Raw genomic sequence first — 20,444 nt, forward strand, 5'->3', positions numbered from 1 at the left:
GGGCCGTTCGGACCCTAGCCCATCCGGATACGGCACGACAACGCGGGCCGTCGCCGCATGGGTCCGTCAGCTGCCCCGGTAGGTCGAGTACCCGAAGGGCGACAAGAGCAGGGGCACGTGGTAATGCGCGTCCTGCGTCATGGCGAAGCGGATGGGGACGCGATCGAGGAACGCATCGTCCGCGCCGAGCGCGCGCAGGTAGTCGCCCGCGTGGAACGTCAACTCGTAGGTGCCGTGCGCGAAGGCGTCCCCCGGCAGGATGGGGCCGTCGGTGCGTCCGTCCGCGTTGGTGACGGCGGTCGTCACGTGGCGGGAGGCGTCGCCGTCGAGCGCGTGGAGCTCGATGCGCAGCCCCGCGGCGGGCCGTCCCCGCGCGGTATCCAGCACATGGGTGGTCAGGAAGCCCGTCATCGTTCGTCCCCCGGGATCAGCGGCACGTGCCGGTTCACGTCCTTGTAAAGCAGGTACCGGAAGGGGCCCGGGCCCGCCGCATAGCAGGCCTGCGGGCAGAAGGCGCGCAGGATGGCGGTGTCGCCGGCCTCCATCTCGATCCAGTCGCGGTCCAGCTTGTAGACGGCCTTGCCCTCCAGCACGTGGATGGAATGCTCCATCACGTGCGTTTCCTCGAAGGGGATGGTCGCGCCGGGCTGAAAGGCGACCACGTTGACGTGCATGTCGTGGGCCATGTCGGCGGGGTCGACGAAGCGGGTCGTGGCCCAGCGCCCGTCGGTGCCGGGCATGGCGGTGGTGGTGGCGTCCGCCGTGGCGGTGACGAAGCCGGGGGGCGGGACCACGCCGTCCGCAGGCCGCCACCGCTTGCGGTACCAATGCACCGTCGCGCCGCCATCGCGCGCTTGCAGCCCCCAGGGGACGCCCGGCGGCAGGTACGCGCAGTCCCCCGGCCCGAGGTCGTGATCGGCGCCCCCCACGGTCAGCACGGCCGATCCGGCCACGGCATAGAGGATTCCCTGCGCGGCCGGGTCGGGTTCGGCCCGGTCGCACCCGCCGTCGGCGGCGACGTCCAGCAGGTAATGGGCGAACGTCTCGGCCAGGCCGGTCGTGGGACGGGCCAGGATCCACATCCGCATGCCGGTCCAGCCGGGCAGGTGCGACGTGGTGATGTCGGACAGGCAGGCCCGCGGGATCAGCGCATAGGCCGGGGTCAGGGCCGCGCGCTGCGTCATCAGCGCCGTTTGGGGCGGCAGGCCGCCGGGGAAGTCGGATGTGGTCATGGCCCCGTCCCTGCCGCATGGTGGCGGCGGGGTAAAGGAAGGGAGGAGCCATGGTCGGCCTGCGCGCGGATGCGGTGATCTTCGACCTGGACGGCACGCTGGTCGACAGCCTGCTCGCGATCCGCGCGGCGATCCTGGAGGTCTGCGACGCGATGGGCCTGCCGCTGCCCGAACCGGCGGCCGTGCGCACCTTCGTCGGCAGCGGCGTGCCGGTCGGGATGCGACGCCTGCTGGCATGGGCCGGGGCCGACGCCGCGCGGCACGACGAGGCGGTGGAGCGGATGGGCGCGGCATACCTGCGCGTGCCCGCGGAGGCGAACACGGTCTATCCGGGCGTCCGGAACATGCTGGCGGCCCTGCGAGATCGGGGGTTGGCCCTGGCGGTCTGCACGAACAAGCCGATGGCGCCGACCGCGAAGGTCCTGGACGGCTTGGCCCTCGGCCCGTTCGATGCGGTCGTGGGCGGGGACACCCTGCCCGTGCGCAAGCCGGACCCCGCCCCCCTGCGGCACGCCGCGTCCCTGCTGGGGGTGCCGGTCGCGCGTGCGCTGTACGTCGGCGACAGCGAGGTGGACCACGCGACGGCCGCCGCGGCCGGGATGCGCTTCGCCTTCGTGGAAGGGGGGTATCCGAACGGGCCGATGGGGGACCCCGCCCCCGCCCTGCACCTCGCCGCGCTGGCCGACCTTCCCCGCGCCATCGTCTGACCCTGCGACGTCGCGGAACCTTCGTTTGCAGGATCCGCGCCCCTATGTCATGGAGCGATCCCACCCGCGTCGCGGGGCTTCGGAGCGGATCGGTGTCGAGGAACGGAATCATGCAACGGACGCGTCGTCAGGTCGCGGCCCTTCCGCTTCGGTGGAAGGGACGGAAGGTCCAGGTGCTGATGATCACCTCCCGCGACACGGGCCGGTGGATCGTGCCGAAGGGCTGGACGATGAAGTCGGTGAAGCCTTGGGCCGCCGCCGCGATCGAGGCGCTGGAGGAGGCGGGCGCGAAGGGTCACATCGGGCAGGAGCCGGTCGGGAGCTATGGCTACGACAAGCTGCTGGACAACGGCCAGGCGGTGCCCTGTCGGGTCAAGGTCTATCCGATGATCGTCGACAAGCTGAAGTCCGACTGGAAGGAGAAGGCCGAGCGGCGGCGTCGGTGGTTCGACGCGGGCGAGGCCGCCGAACTGGTGGACGAGGATGAGTTGGCCGGGCTGCTGCGCGATCTGGCGCGCAAGCCGAAGGCTCTGCCCGTCGCGGGACCGATGCTGCGGAAGGCGACGGGCTGACCCGCGGGGTCAGCGCCGCGGGCGGCGGGGATCGTCGCGGACGGGCACGGGAATGGGGTCGTGCTGCGGGGACAGCGCACCGCTCAGCGCATCCTTCAGCGCATCAAGGAACTTCTCGATCGGTCCACGGCGTCCGGCCATCTCGCATCTCCCTGTCTCGGAGCCAGAGGTGGGGCGGCAAGGGGGCGGGTTCAAGGATTAATTCTGTCGCACCCGCCTGATCGCGCTTCAGATTTCCGCCAGAAGCGCGTCCTTCAGGTCCGTCCGCTCCCACCCGAATCCCCCGTCCGCATCGGGGGCCCGACCGAAATGCCCATAGGACGCGGTGCGCGCATAGATCGGTCGGTTCAACCCCAGGTGGTGACGGATTCCGCGGGGCGTCAGGTCCATGGCCCGCCCCACCGCATGCTCGATCCGCTCCTCCGGCACGTCGCCGGTTCCGTGGGCATCGACATGGATCGACAGCGGCTTGGCGACGCCGATCGCATAGCTCAACTGCAACGTGCACCTGGTCGCCAAGCCCGCCGCGACGACGTTCTTCGCGAGGTAGCGCGCCGCATAGGCGGCCGAGCGGTCCACCTTGGTCGGATCCTTGCCGGAGAACGCCCCCCCCCCGTGCGGCGCCGCGCCGCCATAGGTGTCGACCACGATCTTGCGCCCGGTCAGGCCGGCATCCCCGTCCGGTCCGCCGATCACGAAGGTGCCGGTGGGGTTCACCCACCAGGTGGTCGCATCCGTCAGCCAGCCGTCCGGCAGGACCTGCCGGACATAGGGCTCGACGATCCCGCGCACGTCCGCAGACGTGAGGTCCGGATCGAGATGCTGGGTCGACAGTACGATGGAATCGACGCCGACGGGGCGCCCCCCCTCGTAGCGGACGGTCAGTTGCGATTTCGCGTCCGGTCCCAGTTGGGGCGCGTCGCCCGACTTCCGCGCCTCCGCGAGGCGGCGCAGGACGGCGTGGGCGTACAGGATTGGGGCGGGCATCAGCTCGGGCGTTTCGTTTACGGCATACCCGAACATGATGCCCTGGTCGCCCGCGCCCTCCTCCTTGCCGTCGGCGGCATCGACGCCCTGCGCGATGTGCGACGATTGCCGATGCAGGAGGTTCGTGACCTTGCAGGTCGCGTGGTGGAACTTCTCCTGCTCGTAGCCGATGTCGCGGATGCACTCGCGCGCGATCCCCTCGATCCGGTCCATCGTCCGGGTCAAGGCGTCCGGATCCTTCAATCCGATCTCGCCTCCCACGATGACGCGGTCGGTCGTGGCGAAGGTCTCGCAGGCGACGCGCGCCTCCGGCTCCTCGGCGATCAAAGCATCGAGCACCGCGTCCGAGATTCGATCGCACACCTTGTCGGGATGCCCCTCGGACACGGATTCCGAGGTGAAGGTGTAGTCTTGCCGCAGGCTCATGGAGTGCTCCGATGTTCGATCCGCCGCCCCGTCAGGAAGCCGTTGGGACGCTGATTCGAACGGCTATGTGCGAACACGCGCGCATGCAATGATCCCCGTGGCCAGCAGCGCGACCATGGCCGCCAGCGCGGGCCAGTCCCCCAGACGTCCGTACGCCGTCGCATCCGCCGCGGGCGGCAGGGCGGAATCCAACGCCCCCGCCACGCCGAGGGGCAGCGCATCGCGCAGCCCGCCGCGCGCGTCGATCACCGCCGACACGCCGGTATTGGCCGCGCGCAGGACGGGCAGGCCGCTTTCGGCGGCGCGCAGGCGGGCCAGCGCAAGATGCTGCGCAGGTCCCGCGAAGGTGCCGAACCAAGCATCGTTCGTCAGGTGCAGGATCGCGCGGGGCCGGTCGGGAAGACGCCACAGATCCTGCGGGAAGATCGCCTCGTAGCAGATCAGAGGCAGGACGGGACCGATCCCGGGCAGGTCGATCGTTCGCGGTCCGGGTCCCGCCGCGAAGGTGCCCGCGAGCTGCGCGGCCAGCGGTGCCAGACCCACGCGCGCGACCAGCGCCGGAAACGGCAGGTATTCCCCGAAGGGGACCAGCCGGTGCTTGTCGTAGATCGCCCCGACCACGCCCCGTGGTCCCGTCAGCAGCGCGGCGGCGTTGCGGGGGCTGCCCTGCGGTCCGTACCGCTGCACGCCGATCAGGACGGGTGCGACGGCCGCGCGCGCCAGCATGGGACGCACGTCGTCGGATCGGTCCAGCAACACGGGCATCGCCGTTTCCGGCCACACCACCACGTCCACGTCGCCCGCCCGCGCGGTCAGCTCCAGGCCGCGCGAGAAGAAGATGCCGATCCATTCCGGGTCCCATTTGAGATGCTGCGGCGCGTTCGGTTGGATCAGACGCACGACCGGGGCGTCCGCATCGGGGGTCGGCGCGTCCGGGACGGCCAGCCCCGCGCCCAGGGGCAGCATCCAGACCACGACACCCGCCGCGGCGGACGGGACGCGCCCCATCGCCACAAGGGCCGCGCCCAGCAGGACGGCCAGGCCCAGTCCGTGCGCGCCCCCCCAGGCCGCCGCCGGCAGGGCGGGGCTTTCGATCAGGACATGGCCCGGCAAGGCCCAGGGAAAGCCCGTCAGCACATAGGATCGCATCAGCTCCGCCAGCCCCAGGCCGGCCGCGGCGCCCAGCGCCCCCCCGACGCGGGCGCCCAGGGTCAGACCCGCCCACCAGAAGATCGCCATTCCCAGCGCCATCCCGATCAGGGCGATCGGTGCCAGGAATCCCGTGGCGGCGGCATCGACCAGGAAGGGCTCGGTGATCCAGTGCAGCACCAGCGCGAAGTGCCCCAGCCCGGCGGCCAGCGCGCACCAGCCGGGGCGGCGGGCGCGGACCATCAAGGCCAGAAGGCCCGCATAGCCGGCGAGCGCCACGGGCCACAGCGACCAGGGGGCCTGTCCCAGCCCCGCCATCGCGCCGGAGGCCAGGGCCAGCGCAGGTGCCAGGAACGCGCGCAGCCGCGCCGGGGGCGTCCCCGCCAGTCGTCAGATCCCCTGTACGGCGGCGGGCGGGTTCAATCGCACCCGCAAGCGCTTGATGCGACGGGGATCGGCATCGACGACCTCGATCTCGGGTCCGTCGGGATGGGGCACGACCTCGCCCCGGGCGGGAACCCGGCCGGCCAGCATGAAGACGAGGCCGCCCAAGGTGTCGATCTCCTCCTCCTCGCCCTCGGGGGCCAGCTTGCGCCCGATCTCCGCCTCGAAATCCTCCAGGGGCGTGCGGGCCAAGGCGAGGTAGCACCCGGACTTCTCCTGCCGCCAGAACTGCCCCTCCTCCTGATCGTGCTCGTCCTCGATCTCGCCGATGACCTGCTCGATCAGGTCCTCCAGCGTGACCAGGCCGTCGACGCCACCATACTCGTCGATGACGAGCGCCATGTGGATGCGCTGGGTCTGCATCTTGGTCAGCAGCACGCCGATGGGCATGGAGGGCGGAGCATAGATCAGCGGACGCAACAGGGGCTTCAGGTCTAGCGCCTTGTCGCGGTCCCCGTTGAAGCCGTGATGCAGGGCCAGGTCCTTCAAGTGGATCATGCCCAAGGGCTCGTCCGGCGTCGTCTCGAAGACGGGTATCCGGGTGAAGCCCGATTCGCGGAACTTGGCCACCAACTCGTGCAGGGGGATGTCCAGGGGCACAGCCACGACCTCCGCGCGGGGGACCAGCACGTCGTCCAAACGCTTGAGGCGCAGGTTCATGAGGCCCGTCACGGGACCGACCGGCGCTTCGGCTTCGGCCTTGGGGTCGCGTTCGGGGGTGGTGGTCCCGAACAGGCGCGACAGGAATCCCGGGCGCGCGTGCGCCGCCGCAGATCCGTCGTCTTCCGCGGGGTCGTTCGCCCCGGACGATCCGTCCATATCAACCGCCCCGCTTCGGGGCCCTTCCGCATGGCGCCGCGATCGAGCGGCGCACTCTAGGATATACCGTCCTCGTACGGATCGGGAAGGCCCAGTTTGGCTAGGATGCGACGTTCCGCCTGTTCCATCGCCTCCGCCTCGGCGTCGACCTCGTGGTCGTGGCCCAGCAGATGGAGGACCGCGTGGACGATCAGATGAGTGACGTGGGCCTCGAACGGCTTGCCCTGCATGGCCGCTTCCCGCGCGCAGGTGTCGAACGATATGGCGATGTCGCCCAGTTCCGCATCGCCCGGCGGAACGCCGGGGGTCCGTCGCTCCGACGGCCAGGACAGGACGTTCGTAGGCTGCTCCTTGCCGCGGAACTGCGCGTTCAGAGCAGCGATGCGGTCGTCGTCGCAGGCCAGCAGCGCGACCTCGTAGGCATCGGGATCGAGGCCGGCATGGGCCAGGGCGGCGTCGCAGGCGCGCTGGGCCATCGCGTCGAGGGGGACGCTCGTCCAGCGCCCGCCCTCCTCCACCACCTCGATCACGGACGGTCGGGGGCGTCCCGATGGACGTTGCGCGCCGCTTCCCGCTTGGCGTCGTCCGCGTCGTAGGCGTCGATGATGCGCGCGACCAGGGGATGGCGCACGACGTCCTGCGCCGTGAAGTAGTTGAACCCGACGCCTTCGACGCCCCGTAAGATCCCTTCGGCGTCGCGCAGGCCGGACTGCACGCCGCGGGGCAGGTCCACCTGGCTGCGGTCGCCGGTGATGGCCATGACGCTGCCCTGCCCCAGTCGGGTCAGAAACATCTTCATCTGCATGGTCGTCGTGTTCTGCGCCTCGTCCAGGATGACGAAGGCGTTCGACAGGGTGCGGCCCCGCATGAAGGCCAGGGGCGCTATCTCGACGCGCTTGTCCTCGCGCAGCTTCTGCAGTTGCTTGCCCGGCAGGAAGTCGTTCAGCGCGTCGTAGAGCGGCTGCATGTAGGGGTCGACCTTCTCGTCCTGTGTGCCGGGCAGGAAGCCCAGCTTCTCGCCCGCCTCCACCGCCGGGCGGGTCAGAATGATGCGGTCGACCTCGCCCGAGATGAACTTCGACACGGCCACGGCCACCGCGATGTAGGTCTTGCCCGTTCCCGCGGGGCCGATCCCGAAGGTCAGCTCGTGCGACAGGAGGCTTCGCACATAGGCGCGCTGGGCTTCCGTCCGCGGTTCCATGGTCTTCTTGCGGGTGCGGATCTCCAACGATTCGGGGGGAAACATCTCGGCTTGGTCGCCGGGCCGGACCTCGCCGTCGTCGCCGCGCAGGCGGATCAGGCCGTCGATGGCCCCCATGTCCACGCCCCGGCCCGCTTCCAGCCGTTCGTACAGGGCGCGCAGAACGTCGTGAGCGGCATCCGCGGCCTCGCCGGTGATGGTGAACTCGTTGCCGCGATGGGCGATGCGCACGCCCATCAGCTGTTCGACCTGCGCGAGGTGGGCGCCGTGGGCGCCGACCAACTGCGCGGCCAGGCGGTTGTCGGGAAGGGTCAGGCGGGTTCCGGTCGCTGCGGTGGTGGCCAAGCCGTTCGATCCTCTCGCAAATCGGGGCGTCTGTGGGAGAGTCTAGACCAATTCCGCCGCAAGGGAATTGGGGGCCGCCGCGGTGACCCGGGCGCGCACGATCCGGCCACCCCACCCCGCCGCGTCCGCCACGTGGACGGCGTGGAGGTGCTGGGACTTGCCGACCATCTGCCCCGGCAGGCGGCCCGGCTTTTCCAGCAAGACGTCGACGATCCCGCCCACCATCGCTTCCTGGGCCGCCCGCTGCTGAGCCGTCAGGAGGGACTGCAGGCGATGCAGGCGCTCCGCGGCGACCGCGGCCGGAACGCCGGCGCGTTCGGCGGCCGGCGTGCCGGGGCGGGCGGAGTACTTGAAGCTGTAGGCCTGCGCATAACCGACGCGCTCGACCAACCGCAGCGTGTCCTCGAAGTCGGCATCCGTTTCGCCGGGAAAGCCCACGATGAAGTCGCCCGACAGCGCGAGGTCCGGTCGCGCAGCGCGCAGCCTGTCGACGATGTCGACGTATCGGGCCGCCGTGTGCTTGCGGTTCATCGCCTTCAGCACGCGGTCGCTGCCGGACTGCACGGGCAGGTGCAGATAGGGCATCAACTCGGGGCATTCGCCGTGGGCGGCGATCAGGTCGTCGGTCATGTCGTTGGGATGGGACGTGGTGAAGCGGATCCGTTCCAACCCGTCGATGTCCGCCATCGCCCAGACGAGGTCGGCCAGCGACCACGTCCGGCCGTCGGGCCCCTCGCCGTGGTAGGCGTTCACGTTCTGACCGAGCAGCGTGACCTCCCGGACGCCCCGGTCGGCCAGGGCGCGCGCCTCGTCCAGCAGGCGGCGGACGGGGCGGCTGGCTTCGGCGCCGCGGGTGTAGGGGACGACGCAGAAGGCACAGAACTTGTCGCAGCCTTCCTGCACCGTCAGGAACGCCGTGGGGCGCGCGGCGGGGGTCCTAAGCTGCGGAAGATGCTCGAACTTGTCCTCGTCGGGCATGTCGGTGTCGATCGCCCGCTCGCCGCGGTTCGCGCGCGCCACGAGGTCGGGCAGGCGGTGGTAGGATTGCGGCCCGACGATCAGGTCCACGGCGGGCTGTCGCGCCGCGATCTCGGCCCCTTCGGCCTGCGCCACGCAGCCCGCGACGCCGATGCGCAGATCGGGGTTCCGGGCCTTCAGGGGCTTCAGTCGGCCAAGCTCGGAATAGACCTTCTCCGCCGCCTTTTCCCTTATGTGACAGGTGTTCAGCAGGATGAGGTCGGCGTCGTCCGGCGTGTCCGTGGCGACGTAGCCCTGCGCCGCCATCGCCTCCGCCATGCGTTCGGAATCGTAGACGTTCATCTGGCAGCCATAGGTCTTGACGTGCAGCTTCTTGGGCGCGGTCATGGCGACGTCCTGCGGTTGGATGGGACCGGATAGCGCGCGCCGCCAGGGGCCGCAATCGGGCGTGCACCCCCCGTACACCCCCCGTACACCCCCCGTGCATACGCAGGAGCACCGTTTCGGGCTGACGCTGCGCGACACAGGACCATTCCGACATAGGGGGCGGTGTCCGGCGGTCCGGTCGGCGTCGCCCGCAAACGTGATCGGCGCGGTAAGGGACCCTTAAGATCCGCGGCCCATCACCTCCCGCATCGAAATTCCACGCGGAAGGACCCGGGCATGGACGCGGACGACACGACGGAGGTCACGACCGGACAGGCGATCGCCTTGTGCGCGCTGCGCGCATCGCTGGGGATGCTGCTGGTCTGGTGGGGGCTGGCAAAGGTCGTGACGCCGGGCACCGGGATCGGGATCCAGAAGCAATTCTACGGCGACGTGTTCGGCTTCGGGGCGCAAGACCTGCAGCAGATGTTCGGCCTGATGCAGGCCGCGATCGGCTTGTGCGTCGTGCTTGGGTTCCTTCGGATCGTATCGCTTCCCCTGCTCCTGGCCATCACGGGGTTCAGCGCGGTGATGATCTGGTCCGCGCTTCTGGACCCGTTCGGCCTGTGGCTGCCGGTCGAGAGGATCAGCGGGATCCAGCATCTGTTCTATCCCAGCGTCATCATCCTGTGCGGAGCTGCCCTGATGCTGTGCTTCAAAGCCCAGGACCGCCTGAGCCTGGACGCGTGGTTGTTCGGAGGGATGGAGGCGGAGGACGAGGAGGATTGGGTTCTGGATTGACCGCTGCACCCTGCCACCCAAGGGGTCATCGGTCCGTCGTCACGGTGGACCGCCGATCCGATCGACCCCGCCGTGGAACGCGAAAGGGGCACGCCCCGAATGGGACGCGCCCCCTGTCCGGGCCCGATGGTGGAGTGGATCAGGCCTCGACGGTCTCGGTCGCCTCGGCCTCAATGGCCTGAGCCTGCGACGTGTCGCCCGCGATGGCGATGCGACGCGGCTTGAGGGCCTCGGGGACCTGACGCTCCAGCTCGATGTGGAGCATGCCGTTCTCGTGGCGGGCGCCCGTCACCTGGACGTGGTCGGCCAACTGGAACGTCCGCTCGAAGGCGCGGGTCGCGATGCCGCGGTGGAGGTAGGTGCGCTTCGTCCCGTCGTCGGCCTTCTTGGCCGCGACGACCAGGGCGTTCTGGCGGGCCTCGACGGTCAGCTCGTCACCGGTGAACCCGGCCACGGCGATGGAGATGCGGTACGCATCCTCGTCCGTCTTCTCGATGTTGTAGGGGGGGTAGCCGGCACCGGCGTCGTTCGTCGCGACACGGTCGAGCAGGTCGGCCATGCGGTCGAAGCCGACGGTGGCACGGTAGAGCGGAGTGAAGTCGTAGGTACGCATGTTGCATCCTTTCGCAAGCGATACATGGGCGGCCCCCTTCGATGTCGAACGGAGGCCTGTCTTGGTCGTGACCGGACCCTATGGCGGCATCCGGTAGGGATGATCTGGGGAGGGCGTGGGGCGGGTTCAAGAGGGTCCGCGCAGCGGTCCTTCGCGTTACCGGATAGCTTACCTCCGACGGCCACACGATGTAGTCACGTTTCGACATCTGGCCGGGAGGCGGGAATGCAAACGATCACGAGCCGCAAGTTCGACCAGGATGCCAGCGGCGCGAAGCGCGCCGCCGCCTCGGGCCCGGTCTTCATCACGGATCGAGGCCGCCCTGCCCACGTCCTGCTGACCATCGAAGCCTATCACGCCCTGGCCGGGCGGCACCGTCCGGAGGGGGCGACGATCGTGGACATGCTGTCGGACCCCGCGGCGGCGGGCATCCCGTTCGAGCCGGAGCCGGTCCGCGTATCGCCGCGGGACGTCGATCTGGGTTGACGTTCGTCCTGGACACCAATGTCGTCTCCGAACTGCGCCCAGCGCGAACGGGTCGTGCCGATCCCGACCTGGTCGCCTGGGCCGAAAGCGTCACCCCGTCCGCGCTGTTCCTTTCCGTCATGACGGTGCTGGAGCTGGAGGTCGGCATCCAGCGGGTGGCGCGGCGGGATCCCGCGCAGGCCGAGAGCTTGCGGGCGTGGATGGAGAACGGCGTGCGGACGGCCTTCGCCGGGCGGGTGCTGCCGTTCGGAGAGAATACGGCCATCCTGTGCGCGGGACTGCACGTGCCGGACGACCGCCCCGACCGGGACGCCATGATCGCCGCGACAGCGATGCAACACGCCTCCACGGTCGTCACCCGGAACGTGTCGGACTACGCGCCCACGAGCGTCCCGATCCTGAACCCATGGGATACCCTTCGATGACCACGGCCTTCCTGCACGACGAGCGCACGTTCTGGCACGGCGGCGGCAACTATGCCCAGATGGCGCCCGTGGGCGGGCTGGTGCAGCCCATCGCGGGCGGCGGGGGCCTGCCGGAAGATCCGGAAACGAAGCGTCGGCTGGTCAACCTGATGCGGGTGACGGGGCTGATGGGGGAGCTGGACGACGGCACCGCCGCGCCCCTGACGCGCGAGGACCTGTTGCGGGTCCATCCGGCGGCGTACCTGGACGCGTTCGAGGCGGCGTCGGACGCGGGCGGGGGCGAGTTGGGGCCGCGCGCGCCGTTCGGGCCGGGCGGATACGGGATCGCGGCCCTGTCGGCGGGGCTGGTGGCCGAGGCGGTGGAGCGGGTGGCGACGGGGGCCGCGCGCAACGCCTATGCGCTGTCCCGTCCGCCGGGGCACCATTGCCTGCCGGATCGGCCCAACGGGTTCTGCCTGCTGGCGAACATCCCCCTGGCGGTGGAACGGGCCCGCGCCCGGGGGCTGGTGGGGCGCGTGGCGGTGCTGGACTGGGACGTCCATCACGGCAACGGGACCGAGGCCATCCATGGGGACGACCCGGACATCCTGACGATCAGCGTGCACCAGGCGGCGAACTATCCGGTGGATACGGGCGGGTTCGACATGCGCGGCGCGGCCGGGACGAACCTGAACGTCCCCCTGCCCCCGGGATGCGGCCACGCCACGTACCTATTGGCGATGGACCGGCTGGTGCTGCCCGCGATCCGGGACTTCGCGCCCGATCTGATCGTGGTGGCCTGCGGGCTGGACGCGGCGATCAACGACCCGCTGGGACGCATGATGGCGACGGCCGCGACCTTCGACGCGATGACGACGCAAGTGATGGATCTGGCGAACGACATCTGCGGCGGGCGCTTGGTCATGGCGCACGAGGGCGGCTATTCAGAAGTGTACGTGCCATTCTGCGCCCATGCCGTGATCGCGCGGATGGCGGGCAGCGGGGCCGTGGCGCCCGACCCGTTCGCCGACGTGTTCGCGCGGCGGCAGCCGGATGCGGGGTTCGAAGGCTATGCGGCCGGCGTGATCGACGCGATGGCGGCGGCGCTGGGTTAGGGCGCGGCACGGTCGCGCCCGGGCCCAGGCTCGGGGCCGGGTCGCACGGGGGCGGGCTCGGCCCGCCCCCGTGCGAATTGACTTCGCAGACCCCCTGTTTCAGAACCGGAAAGCGCGACCGGGGGGACAGATGCAGAAGATATACGACGACGCCGCATCGGCGCTGGACGGGTTGCTGTTCGACGGCATGTTCATCGCGGCGGGCGGCTTCGGGCTGTGCGGCATCCCCGAACTGGCGCTTCAGGCGATCAAGGACGCGGGCACGAAGGATCTGACCTTCGCGTCCAACAACGCGGGCGTGGACGATTTCGGCATCGGCATCCTTCTGCAGACGCGGCAGGTGCGCAAGATGATCAGCAGCTACGTGGGCGAGAACGCGGAGTTCATGCGCCAGTACCTGTCCGGCGAGCTGGAGTTGGAGTTCAACCCGCAGGGCACCCTGGCCGAGCGCATGCGCGCGGGCGGCGCGGGGATCCCCGGCTTCTATACCAAGACGGGCGTGGGCACGGTCGTGGCCGAGGGCAAGGAGCTGAAGGAGTTCGACGGCGAACCCTATGTCCTGGAGCGGGGCATGGTCGCCGACCTGTCCATCGTGAAGGCCTGGAAGGCGGACCGCACGGGCAACGCGGTGTTCCGCAAGACGGCGCGCAACTTCAACGTGCCCGCCGCGACCTGCGGGCGCGTCTGCGTCCTGGAGGTGGAGGAGATCGTCGAGACGGGGTCCCTGGACCCCGACGCGATCCACCTGCCGGGCATCTACGTCCACCGCATCGTGCAGGGCGCGCACGAGAAGCGGATCGAGCAGCGCACGACGCGGCCGCGCCCGGACGCGGCCTGACGCCATGAGCGGGGGGATGGCGGCCACGGGGGACTTGACGAGGCGCCGATTGGCGACCGTCGTGGACGAGCAGACCGCGCTCGATGGGTTCAGCCGGGTCCGCGTCGCCATGGTGCTGACCGACCCCCGCGCCGACGACAACCCCATCGTGTACGTCAACGCCGCCTTCGAGCGGACCACCGGATACGAGCGCAGCGCGGTGATCGGGCGCAACTGCCGCTTCCTGCAGGGCGATCGGACCGAAAAGGCCGACGTGGACGCCCTTCGCGGGGCGATCGCGGCGTCGGAGGACGTGACGGTCGATATCGTGAACTATCGCGCCGACGGCGAGCCGTTCACCAATCGCCTGATCGTGGCCCCGATCCACGACGCGCGCGGCGAGGTCATATACTTCCTGGGCATCCAGAAGGAGCTGCACCCTTCCGAGCGGGAGCGCGACGAGCTGGGCGACCTGCTGCGCAAGATCCGCGGCCGCGTCGCGGGCGACCTGTCGGAGGTGCTGGACGGGCTGGACGACGGGCTGGACGACCCCGACCCGGCCCACCGATACGGCCAGCTGCACCGCCGCCTGGGCTGCCTGCAGCAGGTGTACGAGGCGATGCGCCTGGCGGACGACCAGCGCCCCGCCGCGGCCCGCGCCCGCATCGACCTGGGCGCGCTGCTGTCGCGCATCGCCACCGGCATCGCCCACGAGGACAGCCAGCCGGGCATCCGCTACGTCCAGGCGATCGAGCGGATCGACGCGGGCGCGGATGCCGCCGTCCGGGTGTCGCTGCTGCTGTCGGAGGTCCTGTCGAACGCCTTCGCCCACGCCTTCGACCGCATGGACGAGGGGCTGGTGGAATGCCGCGTCACGCAGCTGGCGGCGGGCGGCCTGCGCGTCACGGTGACCGACGACGGCGTGGGGCTGCCGGCGGGTGCGCTCTATCCCGACCCCGGCACGATGGGCGGACGCCTGATCGCGCGCCTGCTGGCCGGCCTGGACGCGACGCTGTCGCCCGTGCGCGGCGCCGCGGGCACGGTCGTGGTGATCGACGTGCCGGTGGACGCGGTCACGAACTGACGCGCCCCCGCGGCGCCCCAACCACGGATTGGACCGACGACATGCCTTGGGATCGCAACCAGATGGCCGCGCGCGCCGCGGAGGAGTTGGAAGACGGGATGTACGTGAACCTCGGGATCGGGATCCCGACGCTGGTCGCGAACTACGTCGGCGACAAGGAGATCACGCTGCAATCCGAGAACGGCATGCTGGGCATGGGCCCCTTCCCGCTGGAAGGGGAGGAGGACCCCGACCTGATCAACGCGGGCAAGCAGACCATCACCGAGCTGCGGCGCACGGCGTACTTCGATTCGGCCACGTCCTTCGCGATGATCCGCGGCGGCAAGATCGCCTGCGCGATCCTGGGCGCCATGGAGGTCGCGGAGAACGGCGACCTGGCCAACTGGATGATCCCGGGCAAGCTGGTGAAGGGCATGGGCGGGGCCATGGATCTGGTCGCGGGCGTGGGCCGGGTGGTGGTGGTGATGGACCACGCCAACAAGCACGGCCAGTCGAAGCTGTTGCGGGAATGCACGCTGCCGTTGACGGGAACGGGCGTGGTGGACCGGATCATCACGAACCTGGGCGTGCTGGACGTGGTCGAGGGCGGGCTGCGGATCGTGGAGCTGGCGGACGGCGTGACGGAGGACGAGCTGCGTTCGCTGACCGAAGCGACGCTGGTGGCGTGATGGGGGAGGCGATCGAGCACGTGGCGGAGGCGTCCGACGGGCGGTGGGTCCTGTCCCGCGACGGGGCGGAGGCGGTGACGACCTATTCGCGCCTGTCGCCGACGAAGATCATCGTCGACGGGACGGAGGTGCCGACCGCGCTGCGCGGCACGGGCGCGGGCAAGGCCCTGTTCGATCACGTCGTGGCGCAGGCCCGGGCGGACGGGTTCAAGATCGTGCCCCTGTGCCCGTTCTTCATGGGGCAGTCCCGCAAGCACCCCGACACGGCGGACGTGTTCGAGATGTGACCGACGCGCGCGCGGGGGACGCGGCGATGCCCCGTCACCGCGCGGCGAAGTTCCGCGGCACCAGCGTCGCGTCGAACAGGCAGGCGTCACCGGGCAGTTCGGGGGGCTGGGCGCAGAGCAGGCGGGCGGTGGCCCAGGCGGCCATGACCTTCGGGACGTAGGCGCGCGTTTCGCGGTACGGGGGGACGCCGCCATGGTCGCGCACGGCGCCTTCGCCCGCGTTGTAGCCCGCCAGCGCGAGCACCGCGTCGCCGTCGAAGTGGTCGATCAGCCAGTCGAGGTACGCGACGCCGCCCCGGACGTTCTGGTCCGGGTCGTTCCGGTCGGTCACGCCGAACCGGTCCGCGGTGGCGGGGATCAGCTGCATCAGGCCGGACGCGCCGGCGGAGGACAGCGCGTCGATCCGGCCCGACGATTCGACCGCGATGACGGCGAGGACGAGGGCGGGCGACACGCGGCTGCCTGCCGAATGGCGCAGGATCGCGGCGCCGTGCGCTTGCGCGATGCGGCGCATGGTCGACAGCGACGGGGCCGTCACGCCGCTGCCAGGGGGCGCGTCCGCGACCCGGCGGGCGGCCAGGCCGAACCGTCCGGGCACGGCGCCCGCCCCCGGGGGAACGGCGGTCCAGAACCAGTCGTGCCCCGCGCCCGTGGCCCGCGGGGCCGATGGGGCCGCGCCCTCCGGCGCCGCGGCGGGCGGCGGGGCCGGTGCCGCGACGGGGGCGGGGTCGATGCGGATGTCGATGCGGGGCGCCGTGCTGCCGGGTGCGGGCGGGCGGACGCGCTTGAATATCACCTCCGCCGCCGCGGTGGCGGGGATCGCGGCGGACAGGGTCAGGATGAGAATCGGGACGCGCATCCCCCCAGCCTGACGTGCGGCGGCCCTGCGGTCAGCCCGGCGTGGGCGGATCGGGCGGGTCCGTGGCTCGGGCGCCGCGGTTCCGGGGCGGGCGGGCGGCTTTCCGCCCGGGCCCCCTGTCGGCCCCCCCGTCGCCCCATTCTCGCCCCATTCGCGGGACAGGTTGGTTAACACGCCGACCGAGGGGTTCGGCGAAACCGCACCGGGTCAACCCGGGCACAGGCAGGCCCCGAGCAGTCGCCGCAACCGTCCCGCCTCTCCCCGGGACCGCGCGGCCCAACCGGATCAGCATGCCGCATCGACGGGTACGCCCGACGAGGGACGGACAGGCGGGGTTGCGTGGAACCGAGACGCAGCCCCGCCACCGTGCATCCGACGCCCCCACGAAAACACCGCGCCCCCGGCGCGCCGCTTCCCCATTCGCGCCAAGATTGGACGGCATACCCGTTCCCATCGACGCGGGCCGTTCGCCCCGTCATCCAGTTCCGAGTGGAGAGATCACCATGACCACCTTCTTCAAGACCTTCCTTTCCGACGAATCCGGCGCCGTCACGGTGGACTGGGTCGTCCTGACCGCGGCCCTCGTGGGCCTGGGCCTGGCCGCGATGGGGGTCGTGCGCTCCGGCGTGGCGAACCTGTCCGACGAGATCGGGTCGCAGTTGGCGAACACCGATCCGTCGGACAACACCTTCACGGCGGCGGAGCGGACGGCCGGGACGGCGCTCGAGACGGAGTGACGTCTGGACTACGTTCCGACCGTTCCAATCCTGCCGGGGGCGCCGCGGATCGCGGCGCCCCCGCCTCGTTCCGGCCCCCTGCCGGTGACGATATCTTAAGCCTCCGCCCCTAGGGGTGGCGGCGAGTCCCGGAGGGTCCCGTCCATGCGTATCGTCTTCGTCCTCGTCCTCCTTGCCGGTCTCGGCCTCGCCGGTTTCGCCGTGATGCAGGCGCAGGGCCGGTTCGCGGCCTATCAGGACGCCCTGGACGAGACGGCGGGCCGGGTCGTGGACGTCACCGACGTCTACGTGGTCAAGCGCAGCCTGACCTATGGCGACGTGCTGACCCCGGACGACGTCGCATCCGTGGCCTGGCCGACCGCCGCCCTGCCCGATGGGGCCTTCGCGTCCCTGGACCAGATCTTTCCCGAAGGCGGCGAAGGCCCCCGCACGGTGCTGCGGTCCATCGAACGCGGCGAGCCGCTGCTCGGCGTCAAGGTCACCGCGCCGGGCGCCAGCGCGGGGGTGGCCGCCAGTCTGACGCCGGGCATGCGCGCCTTCGCGCTGCAGGTGGACGTGACCTCGGGCGTGTCAGGCTTTCTGCGTCCGGGCGACCGCGTCGACGTGTACTGGACCGGATCGGACGAGCATGGCGGCCTGACCCGCCTGATTCATCCGAGCCTGCCCCTGATCGCCATCGACCAGATCACGGACGGCCAGCGCGGCGCGCCCACGATCGCGCGCACGGTCACGGTCGAGGCCCCCGCGGCGGTCGTGGCCAAGCTGGCCCAGGCGCAGGCCACGGGACGGCTGACCATGGCCCTGGTGGGCGTCCAGGACGAGACGACGTCCGAGAACGTGGAAGCGACCCTGTCCGAGATCCTGGGCCCGCGCGAGGTCGCGGCGGCGGCCCCCGCGCCCGAAGTCGCCCCCGCGCCGAAGGTCTGCACCATCCGCACCCGCCGCGGCGACGCGGTGGAGGTCATCCCCGTCCCCTGCGCCCCGTGATTCGACCGCCCGTCCGTGTGACATAAGACACACGGCCCGCCGCCTTAACGTCGCCGTCCAAGATCCCCACGGTGGACGGCCCCCCCCTGCCCGGCGCAACGTGACCGGGACGCGCGCCCCACGCGTGTCCCGCACGAAAGGAAGGCGTCAGACCTTCCGCGGATCGGGCAGTCAGGCGAAAGGCAGGCACGATGTCGACATATGGATTCTTGCGCGCGGCCGCGGTCGCGCTGCTGTCCCTTGGCGTCGTCGCGCCTGCCGCCACCCAGGCCCAGACCCTGCGGCTGGCCGAGGGGGGGCTGCAACAGGCGCTCCGGGTGCCGTTGAACCGCGCCATCGTGCTGGAAAGCGACGCCCCCTTCGCGGAGCTGTCGATCGCCAACCCCGCCATCGCGGACATCGCCACCCTGTCGGAGCGCACCGTGTACGTGCTGGGCAAGGCGCCGGGACGCACGACCCTGACGATCCTGGGCCAGAACGGCAGCCTGATCGCCAATGTGGAGGTCCAGGTCACCCCCGACATCGCCGAGTTCAAGGAACGCCTGCGCGAGATCCTGCCGGGCGAGCACGTCGAGGTGCGGACCGCAAACGACGGCATCGTGCTGTCGGGCACCGTGTCGTCCGCGCAGAAGGTCGAGCACGCGATGGAGATCGCAGAACGCTATGCCCCCGACCGGGTGCTGAACCTGATGGTCGTGGGCGGCACGCAGCAGGTCATGCTGAAGGTCCGCTTCGCCGAGATGCGGCGCAACGTGGCGAAGAACCTGGGCGCGCAGCTGTCGGCCGCGGGCACGGACGTCACCGCCAGCGGCGGCGGCACGGTCACGAACCCCGCCGGCATGTTCAACGTCAGCTTCGGCATCGACGATCTGAGCTTCCAGCTGATGCTGCAGGCGTTGGAAACGAAGGGCCTGGTCCGCACGCTGGCGGAGCCGAACCTGACCGCCCTGTCCGGCCAGCCCGCGCAGTTCCTGGCCGGCGGCGAGGTCCCCATCCCCGAGATCGACGACGAGGGCAACGTGGGCGTCGCCTATCGCCCGTTCGGGGTGGAGCTGACCTTCACGCCGACGGTCGTGGACGGCGACATCATCAACCTGAAGCTGGACGCCTCCGTCAGCGACGTGTCGGAGGACGCGACCGTGCCGATCGGCAACGGGGCGCAGGCCTTCACCTTCACCCGCCGCCAGACCGCCACCACGGTCGAGTTGCGCGACGGGCAGTCCTTCGCCGTGGGCGGGCTGCTGCAGGACGACTTCAGCGACACGGTCAACCAGGTTCCCTGGCTGGGCGACCTGCCCGTGATCGGCGCCCTGTTCCGGTCCGCGGGCTATCGGCGCGAGCAGACGGAGCTGGTCATCATGATCACCGCCTATCTGGTGTCCCCCACCCGGGGCGAGGCGATCGCCACGCCGCTGGACACGATCCGGCCCCCGTCCGAGAACGAGCTGTTCACCCGTGGCCGCATCTCCGGCGAGGGGACGCGCACGACGGCACGCTCCACGCGCGGCTCCGTGCCCCTGGGACAGGATCTGGGCGGCAACTACGGCTACGTTTTGGAGTGATCGCGATGCGGCATCCCCTGGTCCTGGCCGCGGGCGCGGCGCTCCTGGCGGCCTGCACGGTCGTCGACCCCGACGCGCCCGCCGGGTCGCACGCGATCGGCCCCACCTTCGGCGTCGCGACGCGGGCCAACCAGGCCGTGCATTCGGGCGAGGTCACGGCGTTGAGCCATCTGGGCACGCGCTTCGCGGACACCGTGCCCACGACCCTGACCTTCGCGTTCAACTCCGCCGCGCTGGACGCGACGGCCCGATCGGTCCTGGATCAGCAGGCCGGGTTCATGCAGCAGTTCCCCGAGGTGCGGTTCAGCGTGTTCGGCCATACCGACCTGGTAGGCAGCAACGGATACAACCTGGCGCTGGGGCGCAGGCGCGCGGAAGCGGCCGTGCGCTATCTTGCGGCGCGGGGCGTGTCCCCCACCCGGCTGGAGGCGCTGGTCTCCGAAGGGGAATCGCAGCCGGTGGTCCCCGTTCCGGGTCCCGAGCGGGCCAACCGGCGCACGGTGACGCGCGTCAGCGGCTTCCTGCAGGAACACCCGATGGTGCTGGACGGCAAGTACGCGCAGATCGTGTACCGCCGCTACGTCGCCAGTTCCGGCCAACCGGCGACCGGCTCCGGCGGGGCGACGTCCACCGCGGGCGCATCGGCCCCCGCAGGCGGGTGACCACCCCCGACCCGGGCGGCGCGCCGGTGGGGCCGACCCCGTTTCGGTGACGACGGCCCCGCGACGTGCGCGACGGCATACGATCCGATAGCGAAGGCCGATACCGCCATCACGGACCAGGCAACGTCGCGGTCGC

Annotated in this window: 25 protein-coding genes and 1 riboswitch; of the genes, 14 read left to right on the forward strand and 11 right to left on the reverse strand. The window is 70.8% G+C overall.

Translation table 11 applies throughout. The features are described 5' to 3' along the window. Positions 1-66: 66 nt before the first annotated feature. Positions 67-411: a hydroxyisourate hydrolase gene (gene uraH, locus P0084_RS04580; protein WP_308915628.1), complete on the reverse strand. Its 345-nt coding sequence runs from the start codon at positions 409-411 to the stop codon at positions 67-69. Then, positions 408-1,232 carry a bifunctional allantoicase/(S)-ureidoglycine aminohydrolase gene (locus P0084_RS04585; RefSeq protein WP_308915629.1) on the reverse strand — a complete coding sequence of 275 codons (825 nt, stop codon included), beginning with the start codon at positions 1,230-1,232 and terminating at the stop codon, positions 408-410. Before P0084_RS04585 ends, uraH begins: the two co-directional genes overlap by 4 nt. A 50-nt stretch (positions 1,233-1,282) precedes the next feature. On the opposite strand from P0084_RS04585, the gene P0084_RS04590 reads away from it, so the two are divergent. Further along, on the forward strand, positions 1,283-1,939 hold the full coding sequence (locus tag P0084_RS04590; RefSeq protein ID WP_308915630.1) for an HAD-IA family hydrolase: 657 nt from the start codon (positions 1,283-1,285) through the stop codon (positions 1,937-1,939). A 110-nt stretch (positions 1,940-2,049) separates the two neighbouring features. Then, a complete protein-coding gene (locus P0084_RS04595; protein ID WP_308915631.1) occupies positions 2,050-2,511 on the forward strand; it encodes an NUDIX hydrolase in 462 nt (153 codons plus the stop codon). Positions 2,512-2,520: 9 nt separating this feature from the next. Here P0084_RS04595 and P0084_RS04600 read toward each other — a convergent pair whose 3' ends face one another. The 7 genes from P0084_RS04600 to miaB all read right to left on the reverse strand — a co-directional run bounded on the left by P0084_RS04600 (position 2,521) and on the right by miaB (position 9,247). Beyond that, positions 2,521-2,652: a hypothetical protein gene (locus tag P0084_RS04600; RefSeq protein ID WP_308915632.1), complete on the reverse strand. Its 132-nt coding sequence runs from the start codon at positions 2,650-2,652 to the stop codon at positions 2,521-2,523. 87 nt (positions 2,653-2,739) lie between these two features. After that, entirely contained in the window at positions 2,740-3,924 is a 1,185-nt protein-coding gene (gene metK, locus P0084_RS04605; protein ID WP_308915633.1) for a methionine adenosyltransferase, read from the reverse strand. A 4-nt stretch (positions 3,925-3,928) separates the two neighbouring features. Continuing rightward, positions 3,929-3,978: riboswitch (SAM-SAH riboswitch) on the reverse strand. Between the two features lie 9 nt (positions 3,979-3,987). Beyond that, positions 3,988-5,391, reverse strand: coding sequence for an apolipoprotein N-acyltransferase (gene lnt, locus P0084_RS04610; RefSeq protein ID WP_308915634.1), 1,404 nt, complete (start codon positions 5,389-5,391; stop codon positions 3,988-3,990). A 72-nt stretch (positions 5,392-5,463) separates the two neighbouring features. Beyond that, a complete protein-coding gene (locus P0084_RS04615) occupies positions 5,464-6,336 on the reverse strand; it encodes a hemolysin family protein (RefSeq protein WP_308915635.1) in 873 nt (290 codons plus the stop codon). 56 nt (positions 6,337-6,392) lie between these two features. Beyond that, positions 6,393-6,812, reverse strand: a complete 420-nt coding sequence (ybeY, locus tag P0084_RS04620) for an rRNA maturation RNase YbeY (RefSeq protein WP_308915823.1) — start codon at positions 6,810-6,812, stop codon at positions 6,393-6,395. 50 nt (positions 6,813-6,862) lie between these two features. Beyond that, a complete protein-coding gene (locus P0084_RS04625) occupies positions 6,863-7,882 on the reverse strand; it encodes a PhoH family protein (protein ID WP_308915636.1) in 1,020 nt (339 codons plus the stop codon). 42 nt (positions 7,883-7,924) lie between these two features. Then, complete coding sequence (gene miaB, locus P0084_RS04630; protein ID WP_308915637.1) at positions 7,925-9,247, reverse strand: tRNA (N6-isopentenyl adenosine(37)-C2)-methylthiotransferase MiaB; 1,323 nt, start codon at positions 9,245-9,247, stop codon at positions 7,925-7,927. A gap of 276 nt (positions 9,248-9,523) precedes the next feature. Between miaB and P0084_RS04635 the strand changes: the two genes are divergently transcribed. Further along, complete coding sequence (locus tag P0084_RS04635; RefSeq protein WP_308915638.1) at positions 9,524-10,027, forward strand: hypothetical protein; 504 nt, start codon at positions 9,524-9,526, stop codon at positions 10,025-10,027. A 139-nt stretch (positions 10,028-10,166) separates the two neighbouring features. Here the strand turns inward: P0084_RS04635 and P0084_RS04640 are convergent, their stop codons facing one another. After that, positions 10,167-10,640, reverse strand: coding sequence for an Hsp20 family protein (locus P0084_RS04640; RefSeq protein WP_308915639.1), 474 nt, complete (start codon positions 10,638-10,640; stop codon positions 10,167-10,169). 225 nt (positions 10,641-10,865) lie between these two features. On the opposite strand from P0084_RS04640, the gene P0084_RS04645 reads away from it, so the two are divergent. The 7 genes from P0084_RS04645 (at position 10,866) to P0084_RS04675 (ending at position 15,501) form a co-directional block, all read left to right on the forward strand. Beyond that, positions 10,866-11,126, forward strand: a complete 261-nt coding sequence (locus P0084_RS04645) for a type II toxin-antitoxin system Phd/YefM family antitoxin (RefSeq protein WP_308915640.1) — start codon at positions 10,866-10,868, stop codon at positions 11,124-11,126. Further along, entirely contained in the window at positions 11,123-11,551 is a 429-nt protein-coding gene (locus P0084_RS04650) for a type II toxin-antitoxin system VapC family toxin (protein ID WP_308915641.1), read from the forward strand. The genes P0084_RS04645 and P0084_RS04650 overlap by 4 nt, the downstream gene beginning before the upstream one ends. After that, positions 11,548-12,645: a class II histone deacetylase gene (locus P0084_RS04655; RefSeq protein WP_308915642.1), complete on the forward strand. Its 1,098-nt coding sequence runs from the start codon at positions 11,548-11,550 to the stop codon at positions 12,643-12,645. The genes P0084_RS04650 and P0084_RS04655 overlap by 4 nt, the downstream gene beginning before the upstream one ends. A gap of 130 nt (positions 12,646-12,775) precedes the next feature. Continuing rightward, a complete protein-coding gene (locus tag P0084_RS04660) occupies positions 12,776-13,483 on the forward strand; it encodes a CoA transferase subunit A (RefSeq protein WP_308915643.1) in 708 nt (235 codons plus the stop codon). Between the two features lie 34 nt (positions 13,484-13,517). Beyond that, positions 13,518-14,546, forward strand: coding sequence for a PAS domain-containing protein (locus tag P0084_RS04665; RefSeq protein WP_308915644.1), 1,029 nt, complete (start codon positions 13,518-13,520; stop codon positions 14,544-14,546). Between the two features lie 41 nt (positions 14,547-14,587). Continuing rightward, positions 14,588-15,214, forward strand: coding sequence for a 3-oxoacid CoA-transferase subunit B (locus tag P0084_RS04670; RefSeq protein ID WP_308915645.1), 627 nt, complete (start codon positions 14,588-14,590; stop codon positions 15,212-15,214). Further along, positions 15,214-15,501: a GNAT family N-acetyltransferase gene (locus tag P0084_RS04675; protein ID WP_308915646.1), complete on the forward strand. Its 288-nt coding sequence runs from the start codon at positions 15,214-15,216 to the stop codon at positions 15,499-15,501. The genes P0084_RS04670 and P0084_RS04675 overlap by 1 nt, the downstream gene beginning before the upstream one ends. 34 nt (positions 15,502-15,535) lie before the next feature. Here P0084_RS04675 and P0084_RS04680 read toward each other — a convergent pair whose 3' ends face one another. Next, positions 15,536-16,360 (reverse strand): lytic transglycosylase domain-containing protein, encoded by an 825-nt coding sequence (locus P0084_RS04680; protein WP_308915647.1) that lies wholly within the window; start codon positions 16,358-16,360, stop codon positions 15,536-15,538. A 503-nt stretch (positions 16,361-16,863) separates the two neighbouring features. On the opposite strand from P0084_RS04680, the gene P0084_RS04685 reads away from it, so the two are divergent. The 4 genes from P0084_RS04685 to P0084_RS04700 all read left to right on the forward strand — a co-directional run bounded on the left by P0084_RS04685 (position 16,864) and on the right by P0084_RS04700 (position 20,308). Next, a complete protein-coding gene (locus tag P0084_RS04685; RefSeq protein ID WP_308915648.1) occupies positions 16,864-17,097 on the forward strand; it encodes a hypothetical protein in 234 nt (77 codons plus the stop codon). Between the two features lie 144 nt (positions 17,098-17,241). Next, positions 17,242-18,084 carry a Flp pilus assembly protein CpaB gene (gene cpaB / locus P0084_RS04690; RefSeq protein ID WP_308915649.1) on the forward strand — a complete coding sequence of 281 codons (843 nt, stop codon included), beginning with the start codon at positions 17,242-17,244 and terminating at the stop codon, positions 18,082-18,084. Positions 18,085-18,275: 191 nt separating this feature from the next. Further along, positions 18,276-19,646: a type II and III secretion system protein family protein gene (locus P0084_RS04695; RefSeq protein WP_308915650.1), complete on the forward strand. Its 1,371-nt coding sequence runs from the start codon at positions 18,276-18,278 to the stop codon at positions 19,644-19,646. Between the two features lie 5 nt (positions 19,647-19,651). Beyond that, the gene (locus tag P0084_RS04700) at positions 19,652-20,308 is read left to right on the forward strand and encodes an OmpA family protein (RefSeq protein ID WP_308915651.1); all 657 of its coding nucleotides are present in this window, start codon (positions 19,652-19,654) and stop codon (positions 20,306-20,308) included. The last annotated feature ends 136 nt before the right edge of the window (positions 20,309-20,444 follow it).

Origin of the sequence: Jannaschia maritima, assembly GCF_030973515.1 — a bacterium.
Lineage (GTDB): Bacteria > Pseudomonadota > Alphaproteobacteria > Rhodobacterales > Rhodobacteraceae > Jannaschia > Jannaschia maritima.